The sequence below is a fragment of the Rhodococcus sp. NPDC059969 genome, from assembly GCF_042738325.1.
Classification (GTDB): domain Bacteria; phylum Actinomycetota; class Actinomycetes; order Mycobacteriales; family Mycobacteriaceae; genus Rhodococcus_F.
Genome location: NZ_JBHWUF010000019.1, coordinates 1 through 26,995, shown reverse-complemented (window position 1 = coordinate 26,995; position 26,995 = coordinate 1). Strand labels below are relative to the sequence as shown.

Below are 26,995 nucleotides of genomic sequence, written 5' to 3'. Positions count from 1 at the left end.
TCCCTCTAATGCAAATTCCGCGTAGGTAGAAGTGATTAAATTCGCCTTCTGCCAGTGTAGTTGGCGCGTTGGTCGGCAGTTTCCTTCGGTAGGGTACTCCGTTCCGAATCCCCCGTTCGAAATCAATCCACTTACTAGGATGAGAAATATCGATTTCAAGGGTGCGATCTGTACCGGCAGTGAGGGCTTGTTTGAGTAAAAGTGGCCAGACAGCCTTGCCCTCAACGCTTAGGCGATCGCTCAGATAGAGCGAGCCGATATTCATATCGGTCTCCAGCTCGCTCAGCATGTGCTTCCGCGATTCGTCATCGAGACTGTCGTACCTGAGGGCCATCAGATGTTCTCCCCATTGGTAGGCTTGATGAATTCTGCCGCAGGATCCCGCAAGGTATCGTCCTGATATGCAAGGCGCCTGTGCGATTGGAGCGAAATTATTGCATCTCTGAAATTCTCGAAATTAGGGACATTCGGATTTGATATATCAGCTAATTCGAACTCGCGCGATATTCTTCCAATTCGAATAGACATCGTCTCGCCGTACTCGGTTGATTCCAGGGCGGAATTGATATCCTTCAGAAGTTTGACGGCCTCGAATTTTCTCATACCATTTTTGTGATCGGATTTGAAGATTTCAATAGCCCTCGTCAATCTGTCTTCGTCAAGATCGCGAGCCTCCTCGGAGGCGGCGGTGTCTAGAACAGAGCTTAAGTAGCTAAGAAGTGATGTGAAATTCGTAGCTAGCTCATTGAGGCCGCCGACAGAATCGGAGTTCGATAGTAGTGAGACAACTTCCCTGGCGAATCCCGCCTTTTCGATATGTTCATCGGGAAAGCAATCGATATAGTCAGACTTCAAAGCCTCCCACACATTTCCATCCGATTCGATAAGGCGGGACTCAATAGAGAGAGGTGTAAATTGGGAAACATCCAAAGTCGATAGATCGGAAAACCTTGCTAAATAATTCAATGCAGCATGGTGCGCCACTTGGATTGGAATTAGATCTTCAATTTCCATCAGGTTAATCTGGTTACCTAATGCTAGATCCGATTCTCTTCCCCAAGTATCTAGGCGTATAATATATTCATCTTTCAGTATGCGCTTCTTCCGTGCCTCACCTTTCTTTAATACCTTCTCGGCATTTCGGCCCGAAGAATCTCCGTCTAGAAGTGCAACGCAGGGTGGCTTAACTGAATCGCGTCCACGTGCAAGGTAAACCATGTAAGGAACAGAATCTGCACCTCCCGACGCCACGATCGTGACTTTATTGAGGTCGAGCGCTCCAACTGTCGTGCCATTTTTACGGACGAGCCACGAAGATATTCCTGCAAGCAGGATCTGATCAGCCTGGCCTTCGACGAATAAGTTCTGCCCTCCGATAAATGCAGTCTCTGCTACGTAAGAACCTAAGGAAGACCGAAGCGGTTCGTAGCGGTTGTTAGCTGCATCGCGCACCACTCGTGTGCCTTCGCGATCTGACCCTTTATCTAGCACTCGAATTCGATGTGGAGCATTCTTGTCCACAAGAAATGGAGAGTGTGTCACGTATATCACCTGACTTCGTGGCCCACCGTCTTCGGGTAATGCGTAGTCATGTAGGATTCTCAATAAGTCTGATTGGCCGGTGCTTGAAAGAAATGCATCGGGCTCGTCGAGAAGAAGTATATCAGGTTTGGTATTGTTAATTCTGTGGGCGGTTAATTGGACAAAGTAGCTTAAGAAGAATCTCAGACCTTGACTACGTTCGTCGAAAGAATATCTTGCGGCCGTACGATCTCGAATTGTGAAGGCGAGCTCGTATTCACGGGCTTCAACCATGAGATCGAAGTCGCGATCTTGCGACCACCAGCGCTGTATGTTGAGATTCTGTCGAATTGCGTCGTTCATACCGCCAACTAGGGCTTCGACTTCACCTTCACGTCCGGAGTCGATCGCGTCCCGTAGCTCTCGAAATATCCTGGGATCAATTCGGGCCGTATCCACCAGCAGCTGACGAGCAAGCTCGAATTCAGCGCGACGCTGTCGTTCAGCCTCCTCATTCGTAGCGCCACTTCCAACAACTAGCGAGGGCAACACTGCCGAACCCGCAGCCTCCGGTGTTGCTTCTGCGCCGAGCCCTATCAGACGTGCTATCAGCCCGGTGCGCGCTGCTCGATCGTGCAGCGGCATGCGAGGTTCGCCAATCAGTTCAGCGATAGAAACGCTGGCAGGTATCGCAAGGTTAGTTTTGAGGCGATGGATCTTTGGAAGCATTGATGTAAGGTCCGCGACCTGGGATTGATCCAGATCAATCCGTTCGGAATTCTGAACGATGAAAGGCGGGTAGTCACCGGGTCTATACAAACTGAATTCTCGGGTTCGATCAACATCCGGAATGAAAGACAGATCATCTGATTCGTCCGGAACGATCGTCGCTCCGAATTCGGGAGAACGAACACTTCCCGACATGACTGAGTACACGTCACTGTAACGACAGAGGTCAGCTCGTCTGATAGGACTCCCCGTCAGTGCGGCTTCGATGGCGTCGAGAAGCTGTGTCTTTCCCGCCTCGTTCGCACCTACGATCGCGGTGATTTCTGGATCGAGGTCGACACGAACGAATGGATACCACGCAGGGTTTCCATCTTCCCAACTCCGAGGCTGGGAATTCTCTTTCGCCCTCAGTTCGTAGTCGTAGTTGAACGATCTGAAGAACCGTGTGTGAACGCGCGACAGGCGCATCTTCAATCCCTTCGAGAGCAGAAAAGAACCAGTTTCGTTGGAAATGCACATTCAACCTCTGCGATGACGAAACTGTAACCCACTCTACCGACAGACTCAGATTGAGTGTCATAGAATGAGATGCGCTGTGAATCAGGATCTACGATTGGTGTGCACCGCGCCGAAGCTCGTCGAAGGCGGGTCACATAGTGCGTAGCTCAGAACAAGCAGTTTTCGTCTGACGGGTTAGCCCTCAGTAAGTAGGCTCAGTGGCTCAACGTTGAGGATATCTGCCATTCTCTCCAGTGTCTGCAGCGTCAGGTTTCGCTCACCGCGCTCGACGCCGCCCATGTAGGTCCGATGGACACCCATTACCTCGGCAAACGCTTCTTGGCTATAGCCGCGCTCTTGCCGGTACCGGCGCAAATTGCGCCCCACGACCTTCGGCAGCTCACCTTCCATAACAACCCGTAACGCTTCCGGGTTGCTACTTGAAGGTCTACACACTTATAAGTTGCATTCGGAGTCACTGGAGTGTCCGGTGCACTGAGGAGAGGGAATGCTATGAGCGGTGGATCCTGGGGCTACGAGTCCAACCAACGGGGCCTTAAGCAGCGGGGTTGGCGCGCGTACGGGTCAATTCAGGGCGCGCAGTTGCTCTTCGGAGTCGAGTGTCCAAACGAAAGTGAACCCAACGCCGGCTTGAACCCATCCCGGCACCTCAATTGTCAGCTCCCTCCCGGTACCGGCGGGGAGCTGACTCACGTACGGACGGCGTCGACTCGGAACGAGGTCGGAAACGCTCATGCGCGCAATATCAGTGTTCGAGTAGTCGACTTCCAGCGAGACGTTTCGGGCGGGTTGTGCGATAGCGAGGAACAGCCGATGGTTCGCGGGATCGACGATCGCGCGGTAAGCGTGGCGAATGCGAACAGGACGGGCATCGCGAACGACGTCATCACCGATAGTGGCCGAGTAGATCTGGCCGCTCCTACGTCCGCTTCGTCGGATTTTGCGAGCTTTGCCGCCGATGCTGAAGGCAACCAACTCGAATGCGTCCCGAGATGAAGCATCGAATCCTGGACGAGGAGTCATGAACCAGGTAGACGTGGCAGGTGCGTCCTCGATAAGTTCGTGGAATTCATCGAGATCTGAGACACACGCAAATCGTGCTGTCGGATGACTTGGGGTGGTGGTGTACTCCCATTCGATCAGGGCGTCGAGAAGAGGACGGCCTTCGGCCGTCCTCTCTAATGCAATAGAGAGTCGTACGTTTCTAATGCAATAGAGAGTCGTACGTTTCTAATGCAATAGAGAGTCGTACGTTCACCTTGACGTCGTGCCAGCGCTCTGGTGTTCGAATAGCCTGGTCACGGATGTCTTCGTAGATCTCCCGTGCGAACTCATCATCGCCGAGCCGAAGCGATAAGACGTTGGTCGCAATCTCATCCAGAAGTTCGGGAGTCGCAACCCGCTGTAGTTCCTTCTTGTTAACCCTAAAGCCGTCTATCACGGCATCGACGAAGTCGGGCGTCAGATCTTTGAGTACGCGTCTGGTTCGCTCAGTGTCAGCGGCATCCTTGTCTCGTCCCGTGAAGAAGTCGATCGCAATGCCGATCGCACCAGTGACTAGGAGAACGTCCGAGAGCCCACGAACAAGAGCAACCAGTGCATTGGCCATATTTTGTGACGCGAGCCAATCGCTAAGAGCAGAAGCGAACAAACCCATAGCAACAAAAGCGATCCCAGTGAGGATAAGTTTGAGGCGATAGATCCGATCTAGTAGGTGTTCTTTTCTCATGCGATATCACTATTATCGCACATAGGACGGTCAATTGAAATGCTATCTGTCAATCCACGCGATCGTCGCCATCCGACCGGCACTACGCCCGTCTCTACGAGTAGAGTGGAAGGAGGGGTTGGAGAATGTCGAGACATTCTCAATCAAAACTCTTGACTCTACAACCCCAGCTTCGACCAGCTGTTGCCTCGCAACCCCCTTAAGGTCTGCCAGATAGTGCCCGTTTCTAGTCTCTTCAAAGAATGAACTGAACTTGTCGCCATTTTCAACTATGGAATCAAAAACTTCCTGACCGACTTCGTAGTCATGCTTCGAAATCGAGGGCCCTATCCATACATGCAGTCTATGTGGATTCATATCGAATTCGCTCACAAAGTTTTGTATAACTCCATTTGCTAACCCTCGCCAACCTGAATGAGCAATGCCGATGCAGGTTTGATCCTCATCGACACAGACCACTGGCATGCAGTCAGCCGAGGTCAAGATGCATGCCACGCCAAGCTTTTTAGATATCGCTGCATCAGCCATCTCTTCATGAGGCATAGGAGGAATCTTTACCACCGATGACCCGTGGCATGTTTTTAACCAATATGACGTTACGCCGCGACGTTGCAATGATTCTTCTAATATCTTTCGCGACTTTTCGGCAGCGGTGCCACCACCCACGTAAGTTTGAACCCCAGAGGTGCCGGTAGCTAAAGTAGAGTAAACGTGAACATTTTGCATCCACTCCCAGTCGGGCTGCAGGGTCTCTATTTCATCTAGTTTAATTTATGCCTCCAACTGATGGACTGTGCCGGATGAAACCATCGTCATTCTCATTAATTTGCATTGATTTTCGAACGAAAGGCTTGGGGCGCTACTTTTGTTATAGAAATCGACATAGTATCTATGCAACGCATTATACATTGGACGGCGCGTTCCGTCACGCCCACCTGCAATTATTTGAGGCAAGCTGCGCCCGTGATCGATTCGGCCATAGACCGCAATTGAGGTAATGCATTCCTTGTTGTCAACAAACATAGATCGAAATATTGGCAATTCTCCTACAGATTGAGATTCATACAGGCGAATCTCAATCTGCGTACTCAGCTGTTCTCTTAGATTGAGGAGTACGCCAAGGGAAAACCGGGCTTGGTCTCTGTACAAGTCTTCGCGGCAACTACGCAATCGGGCCGCTTCCCTTAAGGCAATAGAATCGGGATGGGCCATCACTATCTGAATCTTTCCAGAGCATTCTCTGACTCGCCGCACCATCTCTGCAAATTCCGGCAGTGATGCAAAATTGTATGCATTTGTTCCGATTATAAGGAACTCGCTAGTTGTTTTTCGAAGCGCAGTTCGGTAGGTATCTTTCGGGATCTTAGACTGTACGTGAGTAAATCCGGCTTTCCAGAAACTATTGAGTTCAACCGAAATAAGAACTAAAACTATCAATAGAGTACAAATGGTCAACCCTGCCAATATTTGCGGGACGCGAAATGCCGGAAAAAGAGCGACCGCGATCAGGATTGGTAGAATGATCGAAAATACTGAGGTTACAATGAAATTCCTCCGATTAAGGAGGAACTTGCTCGGACCTCGACCCTTTAAGTGATCCGACAGGAATCGCCACAAAAAGCTGATGATAAGAATCAATAAGGTTTGAGTAAATCCTGCCGAGATATTTATCCAAAAATCCTGTGATACAGACGCGAACTCAAAAGCAATAACGGTTTGCACTTGACAATATAGCTCCTGACGTAAGCGGGCTTGTATCGCTGCGGCTATCGCTTGGTGAATATACCTGAGACTTCAGGAGTCGCGTGCCGGAATAATGACACTCGCAGCCGCGCTAATCTGTCTTGTGGCGACTGCGTAGAGCTTCCGGAGCGCCGTGATTCGCCTTCGGATAGTGTTCTCGTTGTACCTCCGTCGTCGCAGCAGCGCGACGTATTGCCGGATCTCCTTTTCGGTCAGGTCCAGTGGGTCCTTATTGCGTTCAAGTGCCCAGATACAGATGCTGTCGAGGTCGCTCCAGTAGGCACGTGCGGTGTTATCCGTAATCGAGTAGTACCTGCTCCCGGAGCTCGGAGAAGCGGCGGTATCGAACCTCCAGCTGGGACGCCATCGGCATCAGGTTCTCGGGGTAAAACTCGTCGCTCATTGCTCCACTCTATTGGTTGCATGATCCGGCTAGTGCTATCACGCTCATGCTTTTCTTCCTCTGATCTGCGCGGATACGGTCATTCCTGTCACATCCATGGTTCGCAACCGCGATCCGTTTCGACAGAAAGAGCAGTCCATGTCTCAGATTTCTTCCCGTAGCAACCGGTCGCTTTCGGCCAGTCAGATCCCCGAGACTTTCACACGCGCCGAGGGTAAAGCGCTTTCGAGATCGCAGAACCGCGAGGGTTGCCCGCGGCCTCGTGGCCGGCACCCGCGTCCAGGCGGCCGGGATGGTCGCGGCTCTTGGTATGCAGACGACCGCCATGCTCAGCCGTGAGGCCGCATTTCAGGCCGACGGTGATCCCACCGCAACGAACCGTTTGAATCGCATTGTCGACGCATATGCCATGTTCGTGTGGCGTGAAGTGAATGGTTTCCGGACGTGAGCACCGCTGTGCCTTTCGGAATGGCTGATAAGGGTCAGACCGCGCAATGGCAGACATCGAGCGTCGCACCCTGGGCACTCAGAAGGAACGATTGCAAAGTGAGCGGATGCGGCTCCTCCAGGCTCACTATGCTGGCTATACCGGTCGAGCTCCTTAAGGAGGAGCAGGACCGGATAGCGCGCAGCCTGGCGGGGATCGAACAACGACTTGAAATATCCGGGACGCAGTTCGATGCCTTCGAGACATCACTACGACAGGCCCTCAACTACGCAGTCAACTGCGCGTCGGGCTACCGGCATGCTGGTAGCTCACCGGAAGGCCAGCAGGTGCGGCGCCTGTTCAATCAAGCCTTCTTCACCAAAATCTATATCAATCAAGCCTTCTTCACCAAAATCTATATCGACGAAGATACTGTCCGCGTTGATCTTGCCGATCCGTTCAAGACGCTCGTTGGTGGTGAGCTGCCGGACGCTGCCCGCAGTCGCGCCAAGACCTTGGCGACCAGCGCGAACGCCACCGGTGCCCTGCCCGAAACGCCCTTGACCGAAGTGCCGAAACGAACAAACAAAAAACTTGCGACTCGTGTCGTAGGTTTGAAATTGGCTACCTTGGTGCCCCCGGCAGGATTCGAACCTGCGACCAAGAGATTAGAAGGCTCTTGCTCTATCCCCTGAGCTACGGAGGCGCGTGGAACATCATACTCGAGGGTTCGGGATGTGACGCGCGCCGCCCAAACTCCGACGCGTTGTCGTAGTCGGTCCGCGAAGGTCCTACCCTTGAGGTATGGCTACACCCGACCTCGCGCCGACAGATTCCCCACCGGAGTCCACTCCGCACAGCGGTGCACCCGCTTCTTCGACCGCCATATTCGTGGTCAGTGGACTCATCGCAGGGCTCACCGCAGCCATTGTGGTGGGATTCTCCGCGTCGCAGGCACTGACTCTTCTGGGCATCCCGGATCCAGGCCCGATCACCACGTACGGCCTGCCCGCGATGCGGGCACTGGGGGAGATCGCCGCGGTCATTGCGATCGGCTCACTGCTGCTGGCCGCGTTCTTCGTGCCGCCGCAGAAGTCGGGCGTCCTCGACGTCGACGGTTATCGAGCCGTCCGAACCGCGTCGCACGCCGCGATCGTGTGGGCGATCTGTTCGTTCATGATGGTGCCTCTGACGCTCTCTGACACGTCGGGTCAGCCGTTTGCCGAAGCCGTCAAACCGGCGAACCTATGGTCGGGACTTGATCAGGTCGAGATCGCCGGCGCCTGGCGTTGGACGGCCATCATCGCGGTTGTTCTGGCGATCCTGGCCCGACTGACACTGCGCTGGTGGTGGACTCCGCTCCTGCTGCTGATCGGTCTCCTCGGACTGATGCCGCTCGCTCTCACCGGTCACTCGTCTTCGGGCGGCTCGCATGACATCGCCACCAACAGCCTGATCCTGCACCTCGTGGCGGCTTCGCTCTGGGCCGGCGGCCTGTTCGCGCTATTGGCACACGCCCGACGCGGTGGCGATTACACCGACGTCGCCGCCCGACGCTTTTCGACGGTCGCATCCATCTGCTTCGTCGTCATGGGATTCAGCGGCGTCATCAATGCGATTGTCCGTCTGCCTCTCGACGACGTATTCACCACGACGTATGGCCGCTTGATCGTCGCCAAAACCGTTGCACTGATCATCCTCGGATTCTTCGGCTGGGCCCAGCGGAGTCGGGCGCTGCCGGCACTGGCCGAGAACCCGAAGAGCCGCTCAGCTCTGATTCGGTTTGCCGGCGCGGAGGGCATCGTGATGGCGGCGACCATCGGTCTTGCGATCGGCCTCGGTCGTACTCCGCCGCCCCCGCCGCTCTCGATTCCCTCGATCCCCGAGGTCGAACTCGGTTACAACCTTCCGGACCCGCCGTCGTTCATGGCGTTCGTGACGGATTGGCGATTCGACCTCATGTTCGGCACCGCTGCCGTTGCTGCGGCGATTCTGTACGGCATCGGCCTGCGTAAGTTGGCCAAGCGTGGAGATTCCTGGCCCGTCGGCCGAACCATCGCCTGGATGAGCGGTTGTGCGGTGCTCTTGATCGCCACGTCTTCGGGCGTCGGCAAGTATGCGCCGGCAGTCTTCAGCGTTCACATGGGTGCGCACATGGCGCTGTCGATGTTGGGCCCTGTCCTGCTTGTTCTGGGTGCGCCGATCACCTTGGCTCTGCGAGCACTAGATCCGGCAGGCAAGGACGGTGTCCCAGGCATTCGAGAGTGGATCCTGACGGCGCTGCACAGCCCGTTCTCGCGCTTCATCACCCACCCGATCGTGGCGGCCGTTCTCTTTGTCGGCGGCTTCTACGCGCTCTACCTCGGCGGAATCTACGGTGCGACGGTCGACTCGCACAGTGCTCACCTGCTGATGAATCTGCACTTCATTCTCAGCGGCTATCTCTTCTACTGGGTGGCGATCGGAATCGACCCGTCACCGCGTCAATTGCAGCCGGTGACCAAGCTGGCGATGGTCTTCGGTTCACTTCCGTTCCACGCGTTCTTCGGTGTGGCATTGATGAGCACCACCGCTGTGATGGGCGGTGCGTACTTCCGTTCGCTCGGCCTCGGCTGGAACGACGACCTGATCGGCGATCAGCAGTTGGGCGGCAGTATCGCCTGGGCGACCGGTGAGATCCCGCTCATGGTTGTCATGCTCGCGCTTCTGGTTCAGTGGTCGCGCAGTGACGGCAGGACGGCGCGCCGAACCGACCGCGCGGCTGAACGTGACCACGACGCCGACCTCGCCGCACACAACGCGATGTTCGCCGAATTGGCCAGGCGAGACCGCGAAGGGTGGAAACCCCGTGAGGCTGCTGATGCGGAGACTGCCGGCGAGGACACTGCCGACGGGGCGCCCAGCGAGAAGAAATCCGACGAATCCTCCACTAGCACTTAGCTCCGACACTGCCCGGGCCATTCGGTCCGGGCAGTGCTGATTCTCCACAGCTGTCCCGCCTGTACACAGGTCGAAATCGATCTCTCGCTCTACGCCTTTGCCGTTCCACAATCGAAGCTGCCGACGCAATGATCGGCCCCGTGGCAGTTGGCGGGTTCTGGAGTTCGAAGGGGGATCGGACATGTACGAAACGCATGCAACCGTTGTCGGAACCGTCATCACCAATCCGGTGAAGCGGCAGACCACCAATGGTGAAGAGGTGTTGAGCTTTCGGATGGCGAGCAACACACGTCGCAAAGACGCTGTGACGGGGGAGTGGACGGACGGAGCGACCCTGTATCTCACGGTCAGCTGCTGGCGACGGTTGGTCACCGGCGTCGGCGCATCGATCATGAAGGGTGATCCGGTAATGGTGGCGGGGGAGTTGCGCACCAACGAGTACACGACCAAGGAGGGTGTGCCTCGTTCCGATCTCGAGCTGCGGGCGACGGCAGTAGGCGCCGACCTTGCTCGTTGCATCTCGAAGATCGAGCGTCAGAGCAAGCCGACGTCAGCGGAGAACACAGAGAACACGGAGGACGCAGTCGACACCGTCGCTGCGTGAGGACTCAGACCGAGGGTTTCGGGCAGTCGCGGGGCCGAGAGCAATCGTGCCCCGCGTCCACTCGCTCGAGGAGTTCTGTGAGAGTTGCTCGCTCAGACTCGTCGAGGTCGTCGAACACATCCAAGGACTCGCGTCGCTGAGCCTTCGCGACGTCCGCAGCCAGGGCAGCGCCGGCGTCGGTCAACTCGAGCAGCACTGCTCGCCGATCGTTCGGGTCGGGAGTGCGGCGCACCCATCCGGCGTCTTCGAGGGAATCCACGACGTCGGTCGCCGACCGCGGAACTATGCGCAATCGCTCGGCAAGAAAACCGAGTCGAACCGGTTCGCCCACTCGGGTCAGCACTCGCAGAGCTCGGCTTTGCGACGGTGAGAGGCCGAATGGTTCCAGCGCTGCCACTTGGCGTCGGCGGATGAGCCGTGCCACGGACATCACGACATCGGTGAGTTCGCGCTCTCGGGAATGCATGGCGCCAGTCTAGCGTTGTTGGTGTCAGCCTCATAGTGAGGTAACCTCATCAATATGAAACTAGGGTGAGAAAGCCTCCAGGAGGTAAACGTGAAACCAGATCACATGCGAAACATCGAACGAACCGCTGTCGAGATCACTCCGGCGGAATCCGTACCGGCAAAGCGCGTACTCGGACTGTTCGCGCCGTATCGAACTCAGATCGCCATCGTCACCGCGGTCATCACACTCAGCGCGATCGTGGCGCTGGGCAGCCCGCTGCTCCTACGCGAAATGCTCGACAAGGCGATCCCGGACAAGAACCTCGGACTCGTCAGCATTCTTGCCATCGGCATGATCGCCATTGCCGTGATCACGAGCTGTCTCGGCGTGGCGCAGACCTGGATGTCCAACAGCATCGGCCAGAAACTGATGCACCAACTCCGCGTGCGGGTCTACTCGCACTTGCAGAATCAGTCCCTCGGGTTCTTCGCTCGAACCCGAACCGGAGAAGTTCAGTCGCGCATTGCCAACGACATCGGCGGTATGCAGTCGGTGGTAACCAATACGGCAACGTCCATCGCGCAGAACGCAACGACAGTGGCAGCCACGATTGTTGCTCTGTTCCTTCTGGATTGGCGACTCGCCATCTTCTCGCTGGCGATCTTGCCGGTGTTCATCCGTATCGCACGCAAGATCGGCGACGAGCGTCGAAAGATCTCAGGCAAGCGGCAGAAGCTGCTCAGTGATCTGTCGGTGCAGGTAGAGGAATCCCTTTCCGTCAGTGGCATTCTCCTCGGCAAGACGACCGGCGCGAAGTCGGCCCTGACGGATCGATTCACCGAGCGCTCAGCGGAAGTCGCGGACGTCGAACTCCGGGCCATGATGGCCGGCAAGTGGCGCATGGCGACCATGTCGATCACCTTCGCGGCTATGCCTGCATTGGTCTACTGGTTTGCCGGTTTCACTCTCGATCACGGCAACACCATCACCGTCGGTACCCTTGTCGCCTTCACCACGCTGCAAACACAATTGTTCCGCCCCACCATGATGCTGCTCAATACGGGCGTCGAGGTGCAGAGTTCCATGGCTCTGTTCAGTCGTGTGTTCGAGTACCTGGATCTGCCGATCGACATCGCGGATCCGGAGGAGTCGAAGAGTTTCGACCGCACGAAGATGTCCGGTGAACTTCGGTTCGACCACGTCGACTTCTCGTACCCGGGAACCGACAGCAAGACTCTGGACAACATCGACCTCACGGTCCCGGCAGGCGGAACCTTGGCGCTGGTCGGTTCTACCGGCTCAGGGAAGACCACTCTCGGATATTTGGCCGCACGTCTGTACGACCCGACGGCGGGATCGGTGAGGATCGACGACGTCGATCTGCGGGACCTCGATCTGGCGACGGTCTCCGACCTGGTGGGCGTGGTGTCGCAGGAGACGTATCTCTTCCACACGACGATTCGCGAGAACCTTCGGTTCGCGAAACCCGACGCCACCGACGCCGAGATCGAGGAGGCAGCACGCATCGCGCAGATCCACGAGTTCATCTCCGGTCTCGATGATGGTTACGACACCATGGTCGGTGAGCGCGGCTACCGATTCTCCGGTGGTGAGAAACAGCGCATCGCGATCGCGCGCACAGTTCTGCGGAATCCGCCGATCCTCGTCCTCGACGAGGCGACGAGCGCCCTGGACAACCGCACCGAACGTGCGCTGCAGGACGCACTCGACGAACTGATGGTCGGACGTACCACTCTCGTTGTGGCACACAGACTCTCCACGGTTCGGGATGCGGACCTCATTGCGGTCCTCGACCAGGGCGTCGTTGTGGAAAAGGGCACCCACGACGAACTGGTGCAACAAGGCGGGCGGTACGCGCAGCTGCTTGCGGCTTCGGGTAGCGACGCAGTCGAACTCCCGTCGGAACTGCAGACCGTCTGAGTGCAAGAAATGTCGAGCATTCACTTCCGCAAGTTTCTAGAACGTGTTCTACTTTAGTGGTCGTTGGTCGACTATCAGTGGAGGCGGAAAGATAATGGGTCAGGTTCTGGACAACATCTCTCAGTTTGCCGACGAGATCCGCGCCGACGGAGTCGAGGGCGACAAGCTGATGCGCTTGACGGACGGCAGCGCGAAGCGACTGCGCGACTCCGGTGTCATCCGGATGTTGCAGCCGAAGGAGTTCGGCGGGCTCGAGGCGCATCCGCGTGAATTCGCCGAGACGGCAATGGCTATCGGCGCGATGGACGGTGCCACCGGCTGGGTCAGCGGCATCGTCGGCGTCCACCCGTGGGAGCTCGCGTTCTTCGACCGCAAGGCTCAGGAAGAGGTGTGGGGAACCGATCCCGATACGTGGATGGCGTCGCCGTATGCGCCGATGGGTGTCGCGCGGCCGGTCGAGGGTGGGTACATCCTCAACGGCCGCTGGTCGTTCTCCTCGGGTACTGATCATTGTGACTGGATCATGATCGGTGCGATGGTCGGTGACGAGTCCGGCAAGCCGCTGATGCCGCCGAAGATTCTGCACGTGCTGTTGCCGCGTTCCGATTACGACATCGACCAGGACAGCTGGAACGTCGTGGGCCTGCGCGGAACCGGTTCGAAGGATCTGATCGTCAAGGACGCGTTTCTGCCGACCTACCGCACTCTTGATGCGGGAAAGGTTTTCGACGGAACGGCATGGAAGGAAGCGGGCCGTACGGAGACGTTGTACAAGTTCCCGTTCTCGTGCATCTTCCCGCTCGGTATCACTTCGTCGTTGATCGGTATCGCCGAAGGTGCGTTGGCGTGCAACATGGCGGCGCAGCGTGAGCGGGTGACGGTCAGTGGTGTTCCGATCAAGGAAGATCCGTATGTGCTCTTCGCGATCGGTGAGGCGGCTGCCGAGATCGCTGCTTCTCGGGCTGCGATTTTGGAGACGGTGGATCGTTTCTGGGACATGACCGAGAAGGGGCAGGAAGTTTCGTTCGAGCTTCGTGCGATCGGTCGGCATACGCAGACTGCTGCGGCGTGGCGGGCGGTGCGGGCGGTGGATGAGATCTTTGCTCGTTCCGGTGGTGGCGCTTTGCAGTTGAGCACGCCGATGCAGCGGTTCTGGCGTGATGCTCATGCCGGTCTGGCGCATGCGATTCACGTGCCCGGTTCCATTTTCCATTCGTCGACGCTCTCGGAGCTTGGCGGCGAACCGAAGGGCATCCACCGGGCAATGATCTGAGCCGTCCGGGGGCACTTGGCAGTCGCCCAATCGCGGTTTTGGTGGGGGTCTCGAAGCATGTCGACGAATCTGGTCGATGACCTCGGACTGTCCGCAGAACCCGCATCAGTGTGAGCGCCAACGCGCAATGTGGGTTATAGGACAAACACCGATAGGCTGGCGGTCATGGCTGAGTTCATTTACACGATGAAGAAGGTGCGCAAGGCGCACGGTGACAAGGTCATCCTCGATGACGTCACGATGAGCTTTTACCCCGGCGCGAAGATCGGTGTCGTCGGACCGAACGGCGCTGGTAAATCCAGCATCCTCAAGATCATGGCCGGACTGGACCAGCCGGGCAACGGCGAGGCCTTCCTGGCTCCGGGCGCGACCGTCGGCATCCTCATGCAGGAGCCGGAGCTCGACGAGACCAAGACCGTTCGCGAGAACGTCGAGGACGGCCTCGGTGAGACGATGGTCCAGCTCAAGCGGTACAACGAGATCGCCGAGCTGATGGCCACGGATTACTCCGACGAGCTCATGGAAGAGATGGGCGAACTGCAGGAGAAGCTCGATCACGCAGACGCGTGGGAGATCGACTCGCAGCTCGAGCAGGCTATGGACGCCCTGCGCTGCCCCCCGCCGGAAGAGATGGTCACCCACCTCTCCGGCGGTGAGAAGCGACGCGTTGCACTCTGCAAGCTGCTGCTGAGCAAGCCCGACCTCCTGCTCCTCGATGAGCCCACCAACCACCTCGACGCAGAATCGGTTCTGTGGCTCGAGCAGCACCTCGCTGCTTACCCCGGCGCAATCCTCGCCGTGACCCACGATCGTTACTTCCTCGATCACGTCGCACAGTGGATCTGTGAAGTCGACCGCGGACGCCTGTACCCGTACGAGGGCAACTACTCCACCTACCTGGAGCAGAAGGCTGCACGCCTCGAAGTTGCCGGCAAGAAGGATCAGAAGCTGCAGAAGCGCCTCAAGGACGAACTCGCCTGGGTTCGTTCCGGCGCCAAGGCCCGTCAGGCCAAGAACAAGGCTCGTCTCGATCGCTATGAAGAAATGGCGAACGAGGCCGAGAAGACCCGCAAGCTCGACTTCGACGAGATCCAGATCCCGGCACCGCCGCGTCTGGGTGACGTGGTCGTGGAGGTCTCGAACCTCGACAAGGGCTTCGACGGGCGCGTTCTGATCAAGGACCTCTCGTTCACGTTGCCGCGCAACGGAATTGTCGGCGTCATCGGCCCCAACGGTGTGGGTAAGACGACGCTGTTCAAGACCATCGTCGGTCTCGAAGAGCCTGATGCCGGTGAGGTCAAGATCGGTCAGACGGTCAAGCTGAGCTACGTCGACCAGAACCGCTCCGGCATCGACCCCAAGAAGACGGTCTGGGAAACAGTCTCCGACGGGCTCGATTTCATCGTCGTCGGCCAGACCGAGTTCCCCTCGCGCGCGTACATCAGCTCGTTCGGTTTCAAGGGCCACGATCAGCAGAAGCCGGCCGGCGTCCTCTCCGGTGGTGAGCGCAACCGCCTGAACCTGGCGATGACGCTCAAGCAGGGCGGCAACCTGATCCTGCTCGATGAGCCCACCAACGACCTCGACGTCGAAACCCTCGGCTCGCTGGAGAACGCTCTCGAAGAGTTCCCCGGCTGCGCCGTCGTGATTTCGCACGATCGCTGGTTCCTGGACCGCACCTGTACCCACATCCTCGCGTGGGAAGGTGGCTTCGGCGACAACGAGGCAGCCTGGTACTGGTACGAAGGCAACTTCGAGGGCTACGAGGCGAACAAGGTCGAGCGACTCGGCCCCGACGCCGCGCGCCCGCACCGCGTCACTCACCGCAAGCTCACCAGGGACTGATCCGGTGTCCGACGTATACACAGCGCAGATCCAGGTCCGGTGGGGCGATTCCGACCGGTTGGGTCACGTCAACAACACGCGTTACGTCGAGTACATGCAGGAAGCTCGCATCCAGTTCCTGGAAGCGAAACTGGCGCCGCTCGGCGGCCGGCCGGGATACCTCGTGGTTCGAAAGATGACCATCGAGTTCCTCAGGCCGGTCACCGATCGGTCCGGTCCCTTGAACGTGGAGATCTTCACGACTCACGTCGGGACTTCCTCGTTCACGGTTCGTCACATCATCCGTGACAACGCGGGTGTCGAATGCGCTTTCGGCGACGCGTTGATGGTCGGATTCGACACGGTGTCCGAAAAGTCCAGACCGCTGGCGGACAGCGAACGTGCGGTGCTCGAAGCATCGCTTGTTCAGATGACGACATCGTAGATTTCGTTTCTCAGTTCACCCTAGGTACTGGTTGCCGCGGCTAGTCTCGAGTCAGAGATTGGTCGCGGCGATCAGAACCCACAAGGATGTGAGCCAGGAATGACAGACCGTGTACGGCAGCAGGGCACAGGCCTCGACGAAGCGACGTTGTTGACGCGTCTTCGCGAGGCCTTTTTCACGCATATCGACGAGGGTGACAGTGATGACGTCATCAACGGTCGATCGGATCGAGTCCTGCTCGCGCATCTTGCGCTCGGGCGGCAGCGGGCACAGGGCGCGGCCGTATGGCGTGTGTACCGCCCGTCAGGATCCGAGGGTCTCGGCGCTGCTGTTCAGATCGTCACCGACGACATGTCGTTGCTCGTCGAGTCCGTCACCGCGATGCTCAACCGACAAGGTGTGGGAATCAGTCAATTCGCCCACCCGATCCTGACCGTCGAACGCGACGACTCGGGCAATCTGATGTCCTTGGGCGACAGCGGTATCCAAGAATCCTGGATGCATGTCCAGTTGGATTCCGAAGTCGAGGATTCCGCGCTCGACGCGATCGAAGCGCACCTCGGCAAAGTACTCGCAGACGTCCGCCAGGTGGTTGGCGACACCCCGGACATGAAGGCATTGCAACTGCGCATTGCCGACGAGTTGGCGAGCGCCGCCGAAACCGCCTCCGGCAGGATCACCCCCGAAGAGTTCTCCGACACCGCTCGACTACTTCGGTGGATGGCCGACGGAAATTACGCCGTTCTCGGGTACCGCCGATTCGAGGGCACGAAGGACGGTTCACGTACGGTCGCGGGTAGTGGACTCGGTGTGCTGCGCTCCGACGCGGTCACCGAGGGCCCGATGAGTTTGCCTCCCGTCGCAGATCTCCCGGATCGACCGCTTCTGGTCCTGACTCAGGGATCGTTCCCCGCCACGGTGCACCGCGCTGTCTACCCGTACTTCGTGGGCGTCTCGATCCTCGACGACAACGGAAACATCGTGGGGGAGCACAGGTTCCTGGGAGTGTTCACCGTGGTCGCACTCCACGAGAACGTCCTCGCGATTCCCCTGATCGAGCGCCGCGTCCGCGAAGTAATCGCGCGTGCCGGTGTCGACCTGCATTCGTACTCCGGCCAGGCGATGCTCGAGGTCATCCAGTCGTTCCCGCGCACCGAGTTGTTCTCGAGCGATGCCGAGACCTTGTTCGAGACCGTGCATGCCGTGCACAGCATCGGATTGCGTCGGCAAGTGCGACTTTTTGTCCGCGAGGACACGTTCGGCCGCTTCGTGTCTTGCCTGGTGTATCTACCTCGCGACCGGTACACGACGCGGGTGCGACTGGCGATGCAAAACCTGTTGTGGCGCGAATTCGGACCAGGCACAGTCGATTACACCGCCCGGGTGACCGAGAACGATCTTGCGCTGTTGCACGTGACGATCCGGCGCGATCCGGACAGTGAGCCGGTTCATCTGGATGTCTCCGAGGCCAACCGCGAGCGGGTTCAGGCGCTGTTGACCGAAGTCAGTCGTAGCTGGGACGACCGCATCAACGACCTTGTTCGCGAAAGTCCGGGCGTGGATCCGGAACTGGTGCAGCGGTACTCACGGGTACTGCCGGACGGATACAAGGAGGACTTCGAACCGTCACGGGCGCTCGCCGACATCGCCAGGCTCGAGGCGTTGGCACCGGGCGCGATCGACGTGCTGCTCTATCGCGCCGTGGACTCCGCGCCTGGTGCCTGGCGCTTCACCCTCTTCGTGGGCGGTGACGGTATCTCGTTGAGCCAGGTTCTGCCGGTGCTGCAGTCACTGGGCGTCGAAGTTCTCGACGAGCGGCCGCACGTCGTGCAGCGCCTCGACGGCGTTCAGTGCTGGATCTACGATTTCGGATTGTCGGTACCGGCGGATCTTCGGGCGTCGGTCGAGATCGACCTCGATGCGCAGGTGCCACTCGAGACCAGTACCGCCCCGCTGACCGAGGTCCAGAAGCGCTTCACAGCCGCGTTCGGCGCAGTCTGGTTCGGCCGGGCAGAAGCTGACCGATTCAACGAGTTGGTTCTGCGCGCCGGTATGTCCTGGCGTCAAGCCGTGGTGCTGCGCGCGTACGCAAAGTATCTGCGGCAGGCCACATTTCCGTACAGTCAGTTCCACATCGAAGGAATCGCACTCACGCATCCGCAGACCGCGTTTGCATTGGTCCAGTTGTTCGAGGCGATGTTCGACCCCGAGAAACAGGACGACATCCGCGTCGCGGAATTGGACGAGCAGTTGCGTGCATCCATCGACGAGGTTCTCAGCTTGGATGCCGATCGCATTCTGCGTGGAATGTTCTCGTTGGTGAAGGCGTCCTTGCGTACCAACTTCTACGTCGTCGACGCCGATGGTCGTTCTCGTGACTACCTGTCGGTCAAGCTCGATCCCTCGCGGATCAGCGAGTTGCCCAAGCCGCGGCCGGCTTTCGAGATCTACGTGTACTCGCCCGAGGTCGAAGGCGTGCACCTGCGATTCGGCGCCGTCGCGCGCGGCGGGCTCCGCTGGTCCGACCGGCGCGAGGATTTCCGGACCGAGGTGCTGGGCTTGGTGAAGGCGCAGGCCGTCAAGAACGCGGTGATCGTCCCGGTCGGCGCCAAAGGCGGCTTCGTCGTGAAGAATCCGCCCTTGCCGACGGGCGATCCGGCCGCTGATCGAACGGCGACGCTGGAAACCGGCAAGGCCTGCTACACCACGTTCATTTCCGGATTGCTCGACATCACGGACAACGTGCACGCTGCCACCGGCGAAGTCGTGACGCCGGATCGAGTGGTACGCAAGGACGATCAGGATCGCTACCTCGTCGTCGCCGCAGACAAGGGCACGGCGACGTTTTCCGATCTCGCGAATTCGGTTGCCGCCAAGTACGACTTCTGGCTCGGCGACGCGTTCGCTTCCGGCGGTTCCGTGGGATACGACCACAAGGGCATGGGTATCACCGCCCGGGGCGCCTGGGAAAGCGTCAAGCGGCACTTCCGCGAACTCGGTGTCGACACGCAGACCGAGGATTTCACGACGGTAGGCGTCGGCGACATGAGCGGTGACGTGTTCGGCAACGGAATGCTGCTCAGTCGCCACATCCGACTGGTGGGCGCGTTCGACCATCGACACATCTTCCTCGATCCGAACCCTGACGCAGCGAGTTCGTTCGTGGAGCGTCAACGGCTCTTCGAGTTACCTCGGTCGTCGTGGGCCGACTACGACACCAGCCTGATCAGTGAAGGCGGCGGGGTCTGGGATCGCACGGTCAAGTCGGTCCCGATCGCCGAAAGCGTTCGGGTCGCACTGGGGTTGGCCGAGGGAGTCACGAAGCTCTCTCCGCCGGAGTTGATGCAAGCGATCCTGTCCGCACCGGTGGACCTACTCTGGAACGGCGGAATCGGTACGTACGTCAAAGCGTCGACCGAGACCAATGCGCAGGTCGGCGACAAGAGTAACGACGCCGTGCGTGTCGACGGTCAAGATCTGCGGGTCAAGGTGATCGGCGAAGGTGGCAACCTCGGCGTGACTGCTCTGGGACGAATCGAGTTCAGCGCCAACGGCGGTCACATCAACACCGACGCCATCGACAACTCGGCCGGCGTCGACTGCTCCGATCACGAAGTGAACATCAAGATTCTTCTCGATTCGCTCGTGCGCTCGCAGTTGCTGCCGTCACCGGAACGCAATCCGCTACTGGCGTCGATGACCGATGACGTGGCCGCATTGGTGTTGGCGGACAACATCGCTCAGAACGCGCTGCTCGGAATCTCACGGGTGACCGCGCCGCAGATGCTCGGTGTTCACCGGCGTCAGCTGACGGACTTGAGCAAGGCACGTGGCCTGGACCGCAAGCTGGAGGCGTTGCCGACCGACAAGGAGATCGAACGTCGACTCGAGGCCGGTGTCGGTCTGACGTCGCCGGAACTGGCGACGCTGACGGCGCACGTCAAGCTTTCACTCAAGGACGATTTACTCGCAACCGAGTTGCCGGACAACGATTTCTTCGCCCAGCAGATCCCGCAGTACTTCCCGACCGCTGTTCGCGATCGGTTCGAAACGGAGATCAAGGCCCACCCGTTGCGTCGGCAGATCGTCGCGACGATGCTCGTCAACGAAGTGATCGACAACGGCGGAATCACCTACGCCTACCGCTTGGCCGAGGAGACCGGAGCGAGCAGTACAGACTCGATTCGTGCCTACGCCGCTGTGCGGGAGGTCTTTGCACTCGACGAGGTGTGGTCGCGAATCCGTTCGGCGGGCGTCAGTGCAGAGATCGAAAACGAGTTGATCGTGGAATCATGCCGACTGCTCGACCGGGCGTCGCGATGGTTCCTGGCCAATCGGCCCCAGCCGATCGCTGTCGGCGCCGAGGTTGCGCGTTACTCGGCAGCGTATCGGGCGACGGCCCCGCTGGTTCCCGGACTGCTCGCCGGCCATCAGCTCGACGATCTGCTGGTGCGCGCGCAGTCGGTGATCGACCGTGGGGCTCCGGAAGCGTTGGCGCTGGACGTGTTCCGGCTGCTCGACGTCTACTGCCTGCTCGACATCGCGGATATCGCCGACATCGCAGATCACGACATCACCGAAGTCGCGGAGCTGTACTACGCCTTGGACGCGCACCTGGGAATCGACTGGTTGCTGAGCGCGGTCTCGGGACTCGAGCGCGGCGATCGTTGGCACTCGCTCGCGCGGCTCGCGTTGCGAGACGACCTCTACAGTTCGCTTCGGCAGCTGACGATGGAGGTTCTGGCGGGCGGCGAGCCGGGGGAGTCGCCGCAGGAAAAGATCGACGAATGGGAATCGACCAACGCCTCGCGCCTGAGCCGGGCGAGGGCAGCTCTCGTCGAGATCTTCGAGTCTGGGACGCTTGACCTCGCGACGCTCTCGGTGGCGGCGCGTCAGGTTCGTAGCATGGTGCGCAGCATGGGCACCCGATCGGAGGTAGGACGTTGAGCGAAGGATTCCACGCCGAAGTAGTGGTTCGGTGGTCCGACATGGATGCCTTCCAGCACATCAACCACGCACGGATGGTGACGTTGCTCGAAGAGGCGCGGATTCCTTGGTTGTTCGAAGACTCACGCCCGACGGTCACCCTGCGTGACGGGGCCGTGATTGCCGATCTCCATGTGCGGTACCGCGGCCAACTGCGGCACGACGATTCACCGCTCGACGTCTTCATGTGGGTGGAAAAGGTTCGCGCGGTGGACTTCACCATCGCGTACGAAGTTCGCCCGCGCGGTGCCGATCTCAGCGTCCCGCCGTCCATCGTGGCGTCGACTCAGATCGCGGCCTTCGACATCGACACGCAACGTCTGCGCCGTCTCAGTGGCCCTGAGCGCGAGTACCTGGAGAGCTGGCAACGTGCATGAACGTGTACTGACCGTGCCCGAGGAGTCCGAGCGAAAGAACTTGGCCGGCTTCATCGGTCACGCACTACGCTTGGACGAGTCCACGGTCATCCGGATGCGTCGACGCGGTGATGCCCACCTGAGTGTCTGGGCACCAACGGGTTTCGACGCTCTGGCAACGCGAACCGTGGCGGGCACCATCAACCCCGACGACACCTCGGCTGCCGGGGATCAGTTGCTCGCGGCCGTGGAGCAGGCAACGGGTGAGCTGATCGATCCGGGGTTCGCCATGGATTCGGCGTGGCGTGGGGCGTTGCCGCCCACGGAGGGCTTCGAGCACCTGGACGACGTGCCCGCCCGGGTGCTGATCGAACTGGCCCAGCGGGGCAACGCCTTGGCCCAGGAGCATGGCAGCAGTCACGGGCCGCCGGCGTCGTTGCTCGATCAGGACGTACTCGAGGTCAGTGGTCCGTCCGGCACGGTCGGGATCTCGATGCGAGTTATCTTTGCCTTGACCGCAATGGGATTCGTTCCGCACGCCGGATCCGAAGCGATGACCGCCGACATCGACCTCGAGCAGATCGACGCGTCGGAGTTGGTTCGGGTGCGGGCAAGCAAATCCTGGGTGCGCCTCGATGCACGATTCGGCTCGATCTACCGTCACCGCGGAGGTTCGATACCCCTGATGGTGGCACGGTAGGAGTTCAGGCGGCGGGTGCGGGGGTCTCTCAGATCAGCCACGCCGCCGCATTGACGGGCAGTTGACCGTCGACCAGAGGCGCACTGCTCAGTAGAAGCTGCCCGCTCGGCAGCGCGATGGGCACCTCCGTCGTGTTGAGGGCACAGATCAGACCACCACGCCGACGGAAAGCGAGGCAGCCGGGAGGACTGCCGTACCAATCGATGTCGGTTCCGGAGAACTCCGGCCTGGCGCTTCGAAGTTCGAGGGCGGCGCGATAGAGCGAGAGCATCGAGTCCACATCCTCGATCTGCGCCTCCACGGTGAGCGTCGACCACTCGGGTGGCATCGGCAACCAGGTGCTCGCACCGGTGGTGAAACCGAAGGGTGGTTCGGTTCCTTCCCACGGAAGGGGCACTCGGCAACCGTCACGTCCGCGCTCGGCATGCCCGGATCGTTCCCAGACCGGATCCTGCAGTGCGTCGTCCGGAAGGTCGACGTTCGGCAGACCGAGCTCGGCTCCGTTGTAGATGAAGCTCGCGCCCGGGAGCGCCAGCTCGACGAGGATCATTGCCCGTGCGCGTTGCGTCCCGATCTCGCCCCCGCCGTAGCGCGTGACTTCACGTTCGACGTCGTGGTTCGACAGTGTCCACGTGGGCACACCTCCGACCTCGGCGACAGCTGCGAGGGAGTTCTCCACGGCCTCTCGGACGGACTCGGCCGAGAACCCGGTTTCTGCGAGTCGGAAGTTGAATCCGAGGTGCAGTTCGTCAGGCCGGATGTATTCGCCGAACTTCTGGTTGTCCTTCACCCAGATCTCGCCGACGGTCATGGCCTCCGGGAACTCGTCCATGACCTTGCGGATTCCGCGGTGGATTTCGTGAACGGCCGGGTTGTTGAACCGCGGGTCGTCGTCGGAATTTCGCATGAGCTCGTTGAGCTCCCAGTCGTGGTCCGGCAAACCGTCAGGCTTGGCCATTCCGTGCGCCACGTCGATACGGAATCCGTCGATTCCGCGTTCGAGCCAGAAGCGCAGAGTCTTTGCGAGGTCGTCGAATACCTCGGGGTTGTCCCAGTTCAGGTCCGGCTGCTCCTTGGCGAAGATGTGCAGGTACCACTGACCGGGTTTTCCGTCGGCTTCGGTGACGCGGGTCCATGCCGGGCCGCCGAAGATGCTCGGCCAGTTGTTCGGCGGTTCGCTGCCGTTCTCACCCTTACCGTCTCGGAAGATGTAGCGGGATCTCTCCGCAGAGCCGGGCGCCGACGCCAGAGCCGCCTTGAACCAAGCGTGCTGATCACTGGTGTGGTTCGGGACCAGATCCATGGTGACCTTGATTCCACGTTCGTGAGCCGACGCGATCAGCGAATCCATCGTCGCCAGATCGCCGAACAAGGGATCGATGTCGCGAGGATCCGAGACGTCGTAGCCGTGGTCGGCCATCGGTGACTTCATGACCGGGCTCAACCAGATCGCGTCGATACCGAGAAGCTCGAGGTATCCGAGTTTCTCCTCGACTCCGCCGAGGTCGCCGATACCGTCACTGCCCGAATCGGCAAAGGAACGCGGGTAGATCTGATAGAAAACCGCCTCGTTCCACCACGGTGCTTCGGGCCGGCTTACAGAGGACGAATCCGCGGGGGTGCTCACAGCAGTTCATAGTGCCAAACGTCCGGCACTCGCACGACTTGGACACGGCAAAAGCGTGACTCTTTACCTAGCCTTGGTGTACTTTGCATTGACGCGGTCACGCCATGTGGCAACTGTGGTGTTACCGCCGGGGGTGATGTATCGAAAATTCAACCAAGGGGGCTTGGCCATGACTTTGTCGGCAATCGAAGCGGTCAGTTTGGATCACGTGCTGCTCGATCATGATCCGATCAACCGGGACTGGATAATCTCCGGCACACCAGCTGCGCGGTCGGCGCAATGGTCGGTGAGTAAAGACGGCACCACGACCACGCACGTCTGGGATTGCACGAAGGGACGGTTTCGCTGGTACTTCCAGGCGGACGAAATCGTACACATCATCGAGGGCTCGGTCACTGTTCAGGCCGACGGAATCGCAAAGCGGACCCTGGGCGTCGGTGATGCCGCACTCTTCCGTGCGGGCAGCTGGTCGGAATGGGAGGTCGACGAGTACGTGCGTAAGCATGCAATCTTGAGTTCGCCGCTTCATCCCACAGTGTCGTTCGGGGTACGAGCGGCCCGCCGGGTTGCGCGTCTGTTCAGACCGAAGGCGAAGTAAACGCTCAGATGGCGGAGTTCACCATGGACGCAGCTGCCATCTCCATGTAGTCGATCAACTGCTTGCGATGCACCGGGCTCAGAGTCTTCTCGTCGATGGACGCGATGGCGACGTGCATGCACCGCAACCAAGCATCACGCTCGATCGGGCCGATCACGAAGGGATTGTGGCGCATCCGCAGACGCGGGTGCCCACGCTCCTCCGAGTACGTGTGCGGCCCGCCCCAGTACTGCTCGAGGAACATCCGCATTCTCCGCTCGGCCGGGCCGAGATCGGCCTCGGGGTAGAGCGGGCGCACAACCTCGTCCTTCGCGACTTCTTCGTAGAATCGCGCGGTGAGCTTGTGAAACGTCGCGGCTCCGCCGACGGCGTCGTAGAAGGTCTGCTGCACGTCGTGCTGTACGTCATTCATGGCAACTTCCATTGTGCCTGACGGCCGTAGTGGTCGGTTTCCGGGTCGACGACGGTCACGTCGGGTCGGAGTGCGTACCCATTCACCGGAAATTCACCGGCCGTCCTGGCAATTTTGTTCGAAATGGGAGTGCGTAACGCGATCATCCGTGGTCAACTTGGGGGCAGTCTCCCGGAGGTCGTATGAAGAATCGACATGCTGCACGCAATCACCGACAACTCCAGCCCACTAGCGCGCGGAACGACCACGCGTTAGGGGCTGTTCTGGAAGTTGTTCCTGACGGGTTCGCTCACACTGCTGACCCACTCTTTTCCGAAGAACATTCTCACCTCGAGATGTTCCCTCCCGATCGCGTCGTCCCCGAGTGGGTAAAACGTCGGGTGCTTCTGCTCAACGTCACCTACGAACCGCTGACCGCTCTTCCCGCACGGCGCGCGGTCGTACTCATGGCCTGCGGCAAGGCCGATACCGTCCACGAGGACGAACAAGGCCCGGTAGTCCATTCTGCGGACTGGTCGGTGCAGGTTCCCTCTGTCATTCGATTGCGCACCTACGTGCGTGTTCCTTATCGCGCCCGCATTCCGATGACCCGCGCCGCGCTGATGCATCGTGACCATTTCCGATGTGCCTACTGCGGAGCCAAAGCCGAAACCATCGACCACGTTGTTCCTCGCAGCAGAGGTGGCGGGCATTCGTGGGAAAACTGCGTCGCGTGCTGTGCCCCCTGCAATCACCGCAAGGCCGACAAGATGCTCAGCGAACTCGGGTGGACCCTCCGCGCGGAATTGGTTCCGCCGTCCGGCCCGCACTGGCGTCTGCTCGCGGCAACCAAGGAATTGCATCCGGCGTGGATGCCGTATCTCGGCGTGGGCGCAGCCTGAGCTTTGTTTCGGCGTGGGCGCGGCCTGAGTCGTGTTCCAGCGCCGCCGAAACGAAATTGGCCGAGAATTTGTGGCCCTGACGCTTTCCTTCCTGGCGTTCTGGGCTACCTTACTGGTGTGAGCATTCTCGAGGTAGTACTGATATACGTTGGGATTCCGGCCTTGATCACCGCGTTCTTCGCGGCTGCGTCCTTCCTCGGGAAGAAGACGCCGGGACCGGTTCCGCCGGCGTTCCATCTCGGTGAGTCGTGGGATCACGCTCCCGTGCTGTGGAGTGCTGTCGACGAGGTCACCGTTCGCGGTGGCCATCACGGCAGTGCACACGCAATCGAAGCCGGTTCGGCTGATCTGATCGGAGGGTCCGCAAGTGGCAAGTGGTGATCATTCGACCGCGCTCGCAGTAGCGCCCGAGGACCTGCCGGTCGGCAGCGTCGTCACGTCCAGCGGACGTGTTTCCGGTGTGCATCGCATCGGTGAGCCGTTCACCGACGACCTTCCGTTCGAGACCATGGATCTGGTCGCGCTCGACGTCGCGATGACCGAAGCGACTCGGGCCACCAAGGTGCGATTCAACGCGTACATCGGTGATCTCGGTTCGGATCCGGCAGCGGGTGCCGACGCATTGTTCCCGACGACGCCCGAAGCCGAGCGTTCCGTCCTGATCGCAGTCTCGCCGAACCAGCGCACCGTCGAGGTACGCAGTGGGCGGGCAATCGCCGATCGGGTCACCGATCGCGTTACGCAGCTCGGAGCAACGGCAGCTGTTGCATCCTTCAGTGAAGGCAACCTGATCGACGGACTGATCAGCGCCATTCGTGTTATGGCAGCCGCAATTTCGGCGCCCTGACTTGTAAGACACAGGCCGGTGCCCGCTTCGATTCGTGAGAAT

At 59.5% G+C, this 26,995-nt stretch carries 24 protein-coding genes and 1 tRNA gene; 14 read left to right on the top strand and 11 right to left on the bottom strand.

What is annotated here, in order from left to right:
* Positions 1-333: 333 nt before the first annotated feature.
* The 7 genes from ACFWAD_RS29430 to ACFWAD_RS29400 form a co-directional block, all read right to left on the bottom strand.
* Positions 334-2,718 (bottom strand): AAA family ATPase, encoded by a 2,385-nt coding sequence (locus ACFWAD_RS29430; RefSeq protein WP_378550272.1) that lies wholly within the window; start codon positions 2,716-2,718, stop codon positions 334-336.
* A gap of 225 nt (positions 2,719-2,943) precedes the next feature.
* Entirely contained in the window at positions 2,944-3,159 is a 216-nt protein-coding gene (locus ACFWAD_RS29425) for a helix-turn-helix domain-containing protein (protein ID WP_378537916.1), read from the bottom strand.
* Between the two features lie 174 nt (positions 3,160-3,333).
* Positions 3,334-3,792: a hypothetical protein gene (locus ACFWAD_RS29420; protein ID WP_378550269.1), complete on the bottom strand. Its 459-nt coding sequence runs from the start codon at positions 3,790-3,792 to the stop codon at positions 3,334-3,336.
* Positions 3,793-3,973: 181 nt separating this feature from the next.
* Complete coding sequence (locus ACFWAD_RS29415; RefSeq protein ID WP_378537923.1) at positions 3,974-4,498, bottom strand: hypothetical protein; 525 nt, start codon at positions 4,496-4,498, stop codon at positions 3,974-3,976.
* A gap of 42 nt (positions 4,499-4,540) precedes the next feature.
* Positions 4,541-5,224: a peptidoglycan editing factor PgeF gene (pgeF, locus tag ACFWAD_RS29410; RefSeq protein ID WP_378550266.1), complete on the bottom strand. Its 684-nt coding sequence runs from the start codon at positions 5,222-5,224 to the stop codon at positions 4,541-4,543.
* A 45-nt stretch (positions 5,225-5,269) separates the two neighbouring features.
* Positions 5,270-6,220 (bottom strand): hypothetical protein, encoded by a 951-nt coding sequence (locus ACFWAD_RS29405; RefSeq protein WP_378537940.1) that lies wholly within the window; start codon positions 6,218-6,220, stop codon positions 5,270-5,272.
* Between the two features lie 72 nt (positions 6,221-6,292).
* Positions 6,293-6,493 carry a site-specific integrase gene (locus tag ACFWAD_RS29400; RefSeq protein ID WP_378550287.1) on the bottom strand — a complete coding sequence of 67 codons (201 nt, stop codon included), beginning with the start codon at positions 6,491-6,493 and terminating at the stop codon, positions 6,293-6,295.
* A gap of 413 nt (positions 6,494-6,906) precedes the next feature.
* Between ACFWAD_RS29400 and ACFWAD_RS29395 the strand changes: the two genes are divergently transcribed.
* Entirely contained in the window at positions 6,907-7,092 is a 186-nt protein-coding gene (locus ACFWAD_RS29395) for a hypothetical protein (protein ID WP_378537943.1), read from the top strand.
* A gap of 609 nt (positions 7,093-7,701) precedes the next feature.
* Here ACFWAD_RS29395 and ACFWAD_RS29390 read toward each other — a convergent pair.
* A tRNA-Arg gene (locus tag ACFWAD_RS29390) sits at positions 7,702-7,777 on the bottom strand.
* A 98-nt stretch (positions 7,778-7,875) separates the two neighbouring features.
* On the opposite strand from ACFWAD_RS29390, the gene ACFWAD_RS29385 reads away from it, so the two are divergent.
* Together ACFWAD_RS29385 and ssb are read left to right on the top strand one after the other, a co-directional pair.
* Complete coding sequence (locus ACFWAD_RS29385) at positions 7,876-10,011, top strand: cytochrome c oxidase assembly protein (protein WP_378449737.1); 2,136 nt, start codon at positions 7,876-7,878, stop codon at positions 10,009-10,011.
* A gap of 181 nt (positions 10,012-10,192) precedes the next feature.
* Positions 10,193-10,615 carry a single-stranded DNA-binding protein gene (gene ssb, locus ACFWAD_RS29380; RefSeq protein WP_378537952.1) on the top strand — a complete coding sequence of 141 codons (423 nt, stop codon included), beginning with the start codon at positions 10,193-10,195 and terminating at the stop codon, positions 10,613-10,615.
* Positions 10,616-10,619: 4 nt separating this feature from the next.
* Here ssb and ACFWAD_RS29375 read toward each other — a convergent pair whose 3' ends face one another.
* A complete protein-coding gene (locus ACFWAD_RS29375; RefSeq protein ID WP_378550263.1) occupies positions 10,620-11,081 on the bottom strand; it encodes a MarR family winged helix-turn-helix transcriptional regulator in 462 nt (153 codons plus the stop codon).
* A 105-nt stretch (positions 11,082-11,186) separates the two neighbouring features.
* Between ACFWAD_RS29375 and ACFWAD_RS29370 the strand changes: the two genes are divergently transcribed.
* The 7 genes from ACFWAD_RS29370 (at position 11,187) to ACFWAD_RS29340 (ending at position 22,588) form a co-directional block, all read left to right on the top strand.
* Positions 11,187-13,004 carry an ABC transporter ATP-binding protein gene (locus ACFWAD_RS29370; RefSeq protein WP_378550284.1) on the top strand — a complete coding sequence of 606 codons (1,818 nt, stop codon included), beginning with the start codon at positions 11,187-11,189 and terminating at the stop codon, positions 13,002-13,004.
* 94 nt (positions 13,005-13,098) lie between these two features.
* Entirely contained in the window at positions 13,099-14,277 is a 1,179-nt protein-coding gene (locus ACFWAD_RS29365; protein WP_378550260.1) for an acyl-CoA dehydrogenase family protein, read from the top strand.
* Between the two features lie 165 nt (positions 14,278-14,442).
* Complete coding sequence (ettA, locus tag ACFWAD_RS29360; protein ID WP_007730925.1) at positions 14,443-16,122, top strand: energy-dependent translational throttle protein EttA; 1,680 nt, start codon at positions 14,443-14,445, stop codon at positions 16,120-16,122.
* 4 nt (positions 16,123-16,126) lie between these two features.
* The gene (locus ACFWAD_RS29355) at positions 16,127-16,546 is read left to right on the top strand and encodes an acyl-CoA thioesterase (protein WP_378449741.1); all 420 of its coding nucleotides are present in this window, start codon (positions 16,127-16,129) and stop codon (positions 16,544-16,546) included.
* A 99-nt stretch (positions 16,547-16,645) separates the two neighbouring features.
* Complete coding sequence (locus tag ACFWAD_RS29350; protein WP_378550257.1) at positions 16,646-21,493, top strand: NAD-glutamate dehydrogenase; 4,848 nt, start codon at positions 16,646-16,648, stop codon at positions 21,491-21,493.
* The gene (locus ACFWAD_RS29345) at positions 21,490-21,909 is read left to right on the top strand and encodes a thioesterase family protein (protein ID WP_003944573.1); all 420 of its coding nucleotides are present in this window, start codon (positions 21,490-21,492) and stop codon (positions 21,907-21,909) included. The genes ACFWAD_RS29350 and ACFWAD_RS29345 overlap by 4 nt, the downstream gene beginning before the upstream one ends.
* Positions 21,902-22,588, top strand: a complete 687-nt coding sequence (locus tag ACFWAD_RS29340; protein WP_378537970.1) for a hypothetical protein — start codon at positions 21,902-21,904, stop codon at positions 22,586-22,588. Before ACFWAD_RS29345 ends, ACFWAD_RS29340 begins: the two co-directional genes overlap by 8 nt.
* 28 nt (positions 22,589-22,616) lie before the next feature.
* Here ACFWAD_RS29340 and ACFWAD_RS29335 read toward each other — a convergent pair whose 3' ends face one another.
* Positions 22,617-24,215 (bottom strand): glycoside hydrolase family 13 protein, encoded by a 1,599-nt coding sequence (locus tag ACFWAD_RS29335; protein ID WP_378550254.1) that lies wholly within the window; start codon positions 24,213-24,215, stop codon positions 22,617-22,619.
* A gap of 163 nt (positions 24,216-24,378) precedes the next feature.
* Between ACFWAD_RS29335 and ACFWAD_RS29330 the strand changes: the two genes are divergently transcribed.
* Complete coding sequence (locus tag ACFWAD_RS29330; RefSeq protein WP_378537975.1) at positions 24,379-24,813, top strand: cupin domain-containing protein; 435 nt, start codon at positions 24,379-24,381, stop codon at positions 24,811-24,813.
* Between the two features lie 4 nt (positions 24,814-24,817).
* Here the strand turns inward: ACFWAD_RS29330 and ACFWAD_RS29325 are convergent, their stop codons facing one another.
* Positions 24,818-25,225 carry a globin gene (locus tag ACFWAD_RS29325; RefSeq protein WP_378537978.1) on the bottom strand — a complete coding sequence of 136 codons (408 nt, stop codon included), beginning with the start codon at positions 25,223-25,225 and terminating at the stop codon, positions 24,818-24,820.
* Between the two features lie 182 nt (positions 25,226-25,407).
* Here ACFWAD_RS29325 and ACFWAD_RS29320 point away from each other — a divergent pair, with 182 nt between their 5' ends.
* The 3 genes from ACFWAD_RS29320 to ACFWAD_RS29310 all read left to right on the top strand — a co-directional run bounded on the left by ACFWAD_RS29320 (position 25,408) and on the right by ACFWAD_RS29310 (position 26,953).
* Positions 25,408-26,106 carry an HNH endonuclease gene (locus ACFWAD_RS29320; protein WP_020908239.1) on the top strand — a complete coding sequence of 233 codons (699 nt, stop codon included), beginning with the start codon at positions 25,408-25,410 and terminating at the stop codon, positions 26,104-26,106.
* Between the two features lie 117 nt (positions 26,107-26,223).
* On the top strand, positions 26,224-26,487 hold the full coding sequence (locus ACFWAD_RS29315; RefSeq protein WP_007730943.1) for a hypothetical protein: 264 nt from the start codon (positions 26,224-26,226) through the stop codon (positions 26,485-26,487).
* Positions 26,474-26,953 carry a DUF5130 domain-containing protein gene (locus tag ACFWAD_RS29310; RefSeq protein ID WP_019749092.1) on the top strand — a complete coding sequence of 160 codons (480 nt, stop codon included), beginning with the start codon at positions 26,474-26,476 and terminating at the stop codon, positions 26,951-26,953. Before ACFWAD_RS29315 ends, ACFWAD_RS29310 begins: the two co-directional genes overlap by 14 nt.
* Positions 26,954-26,995: the final 42 nt, after the last annotated feature.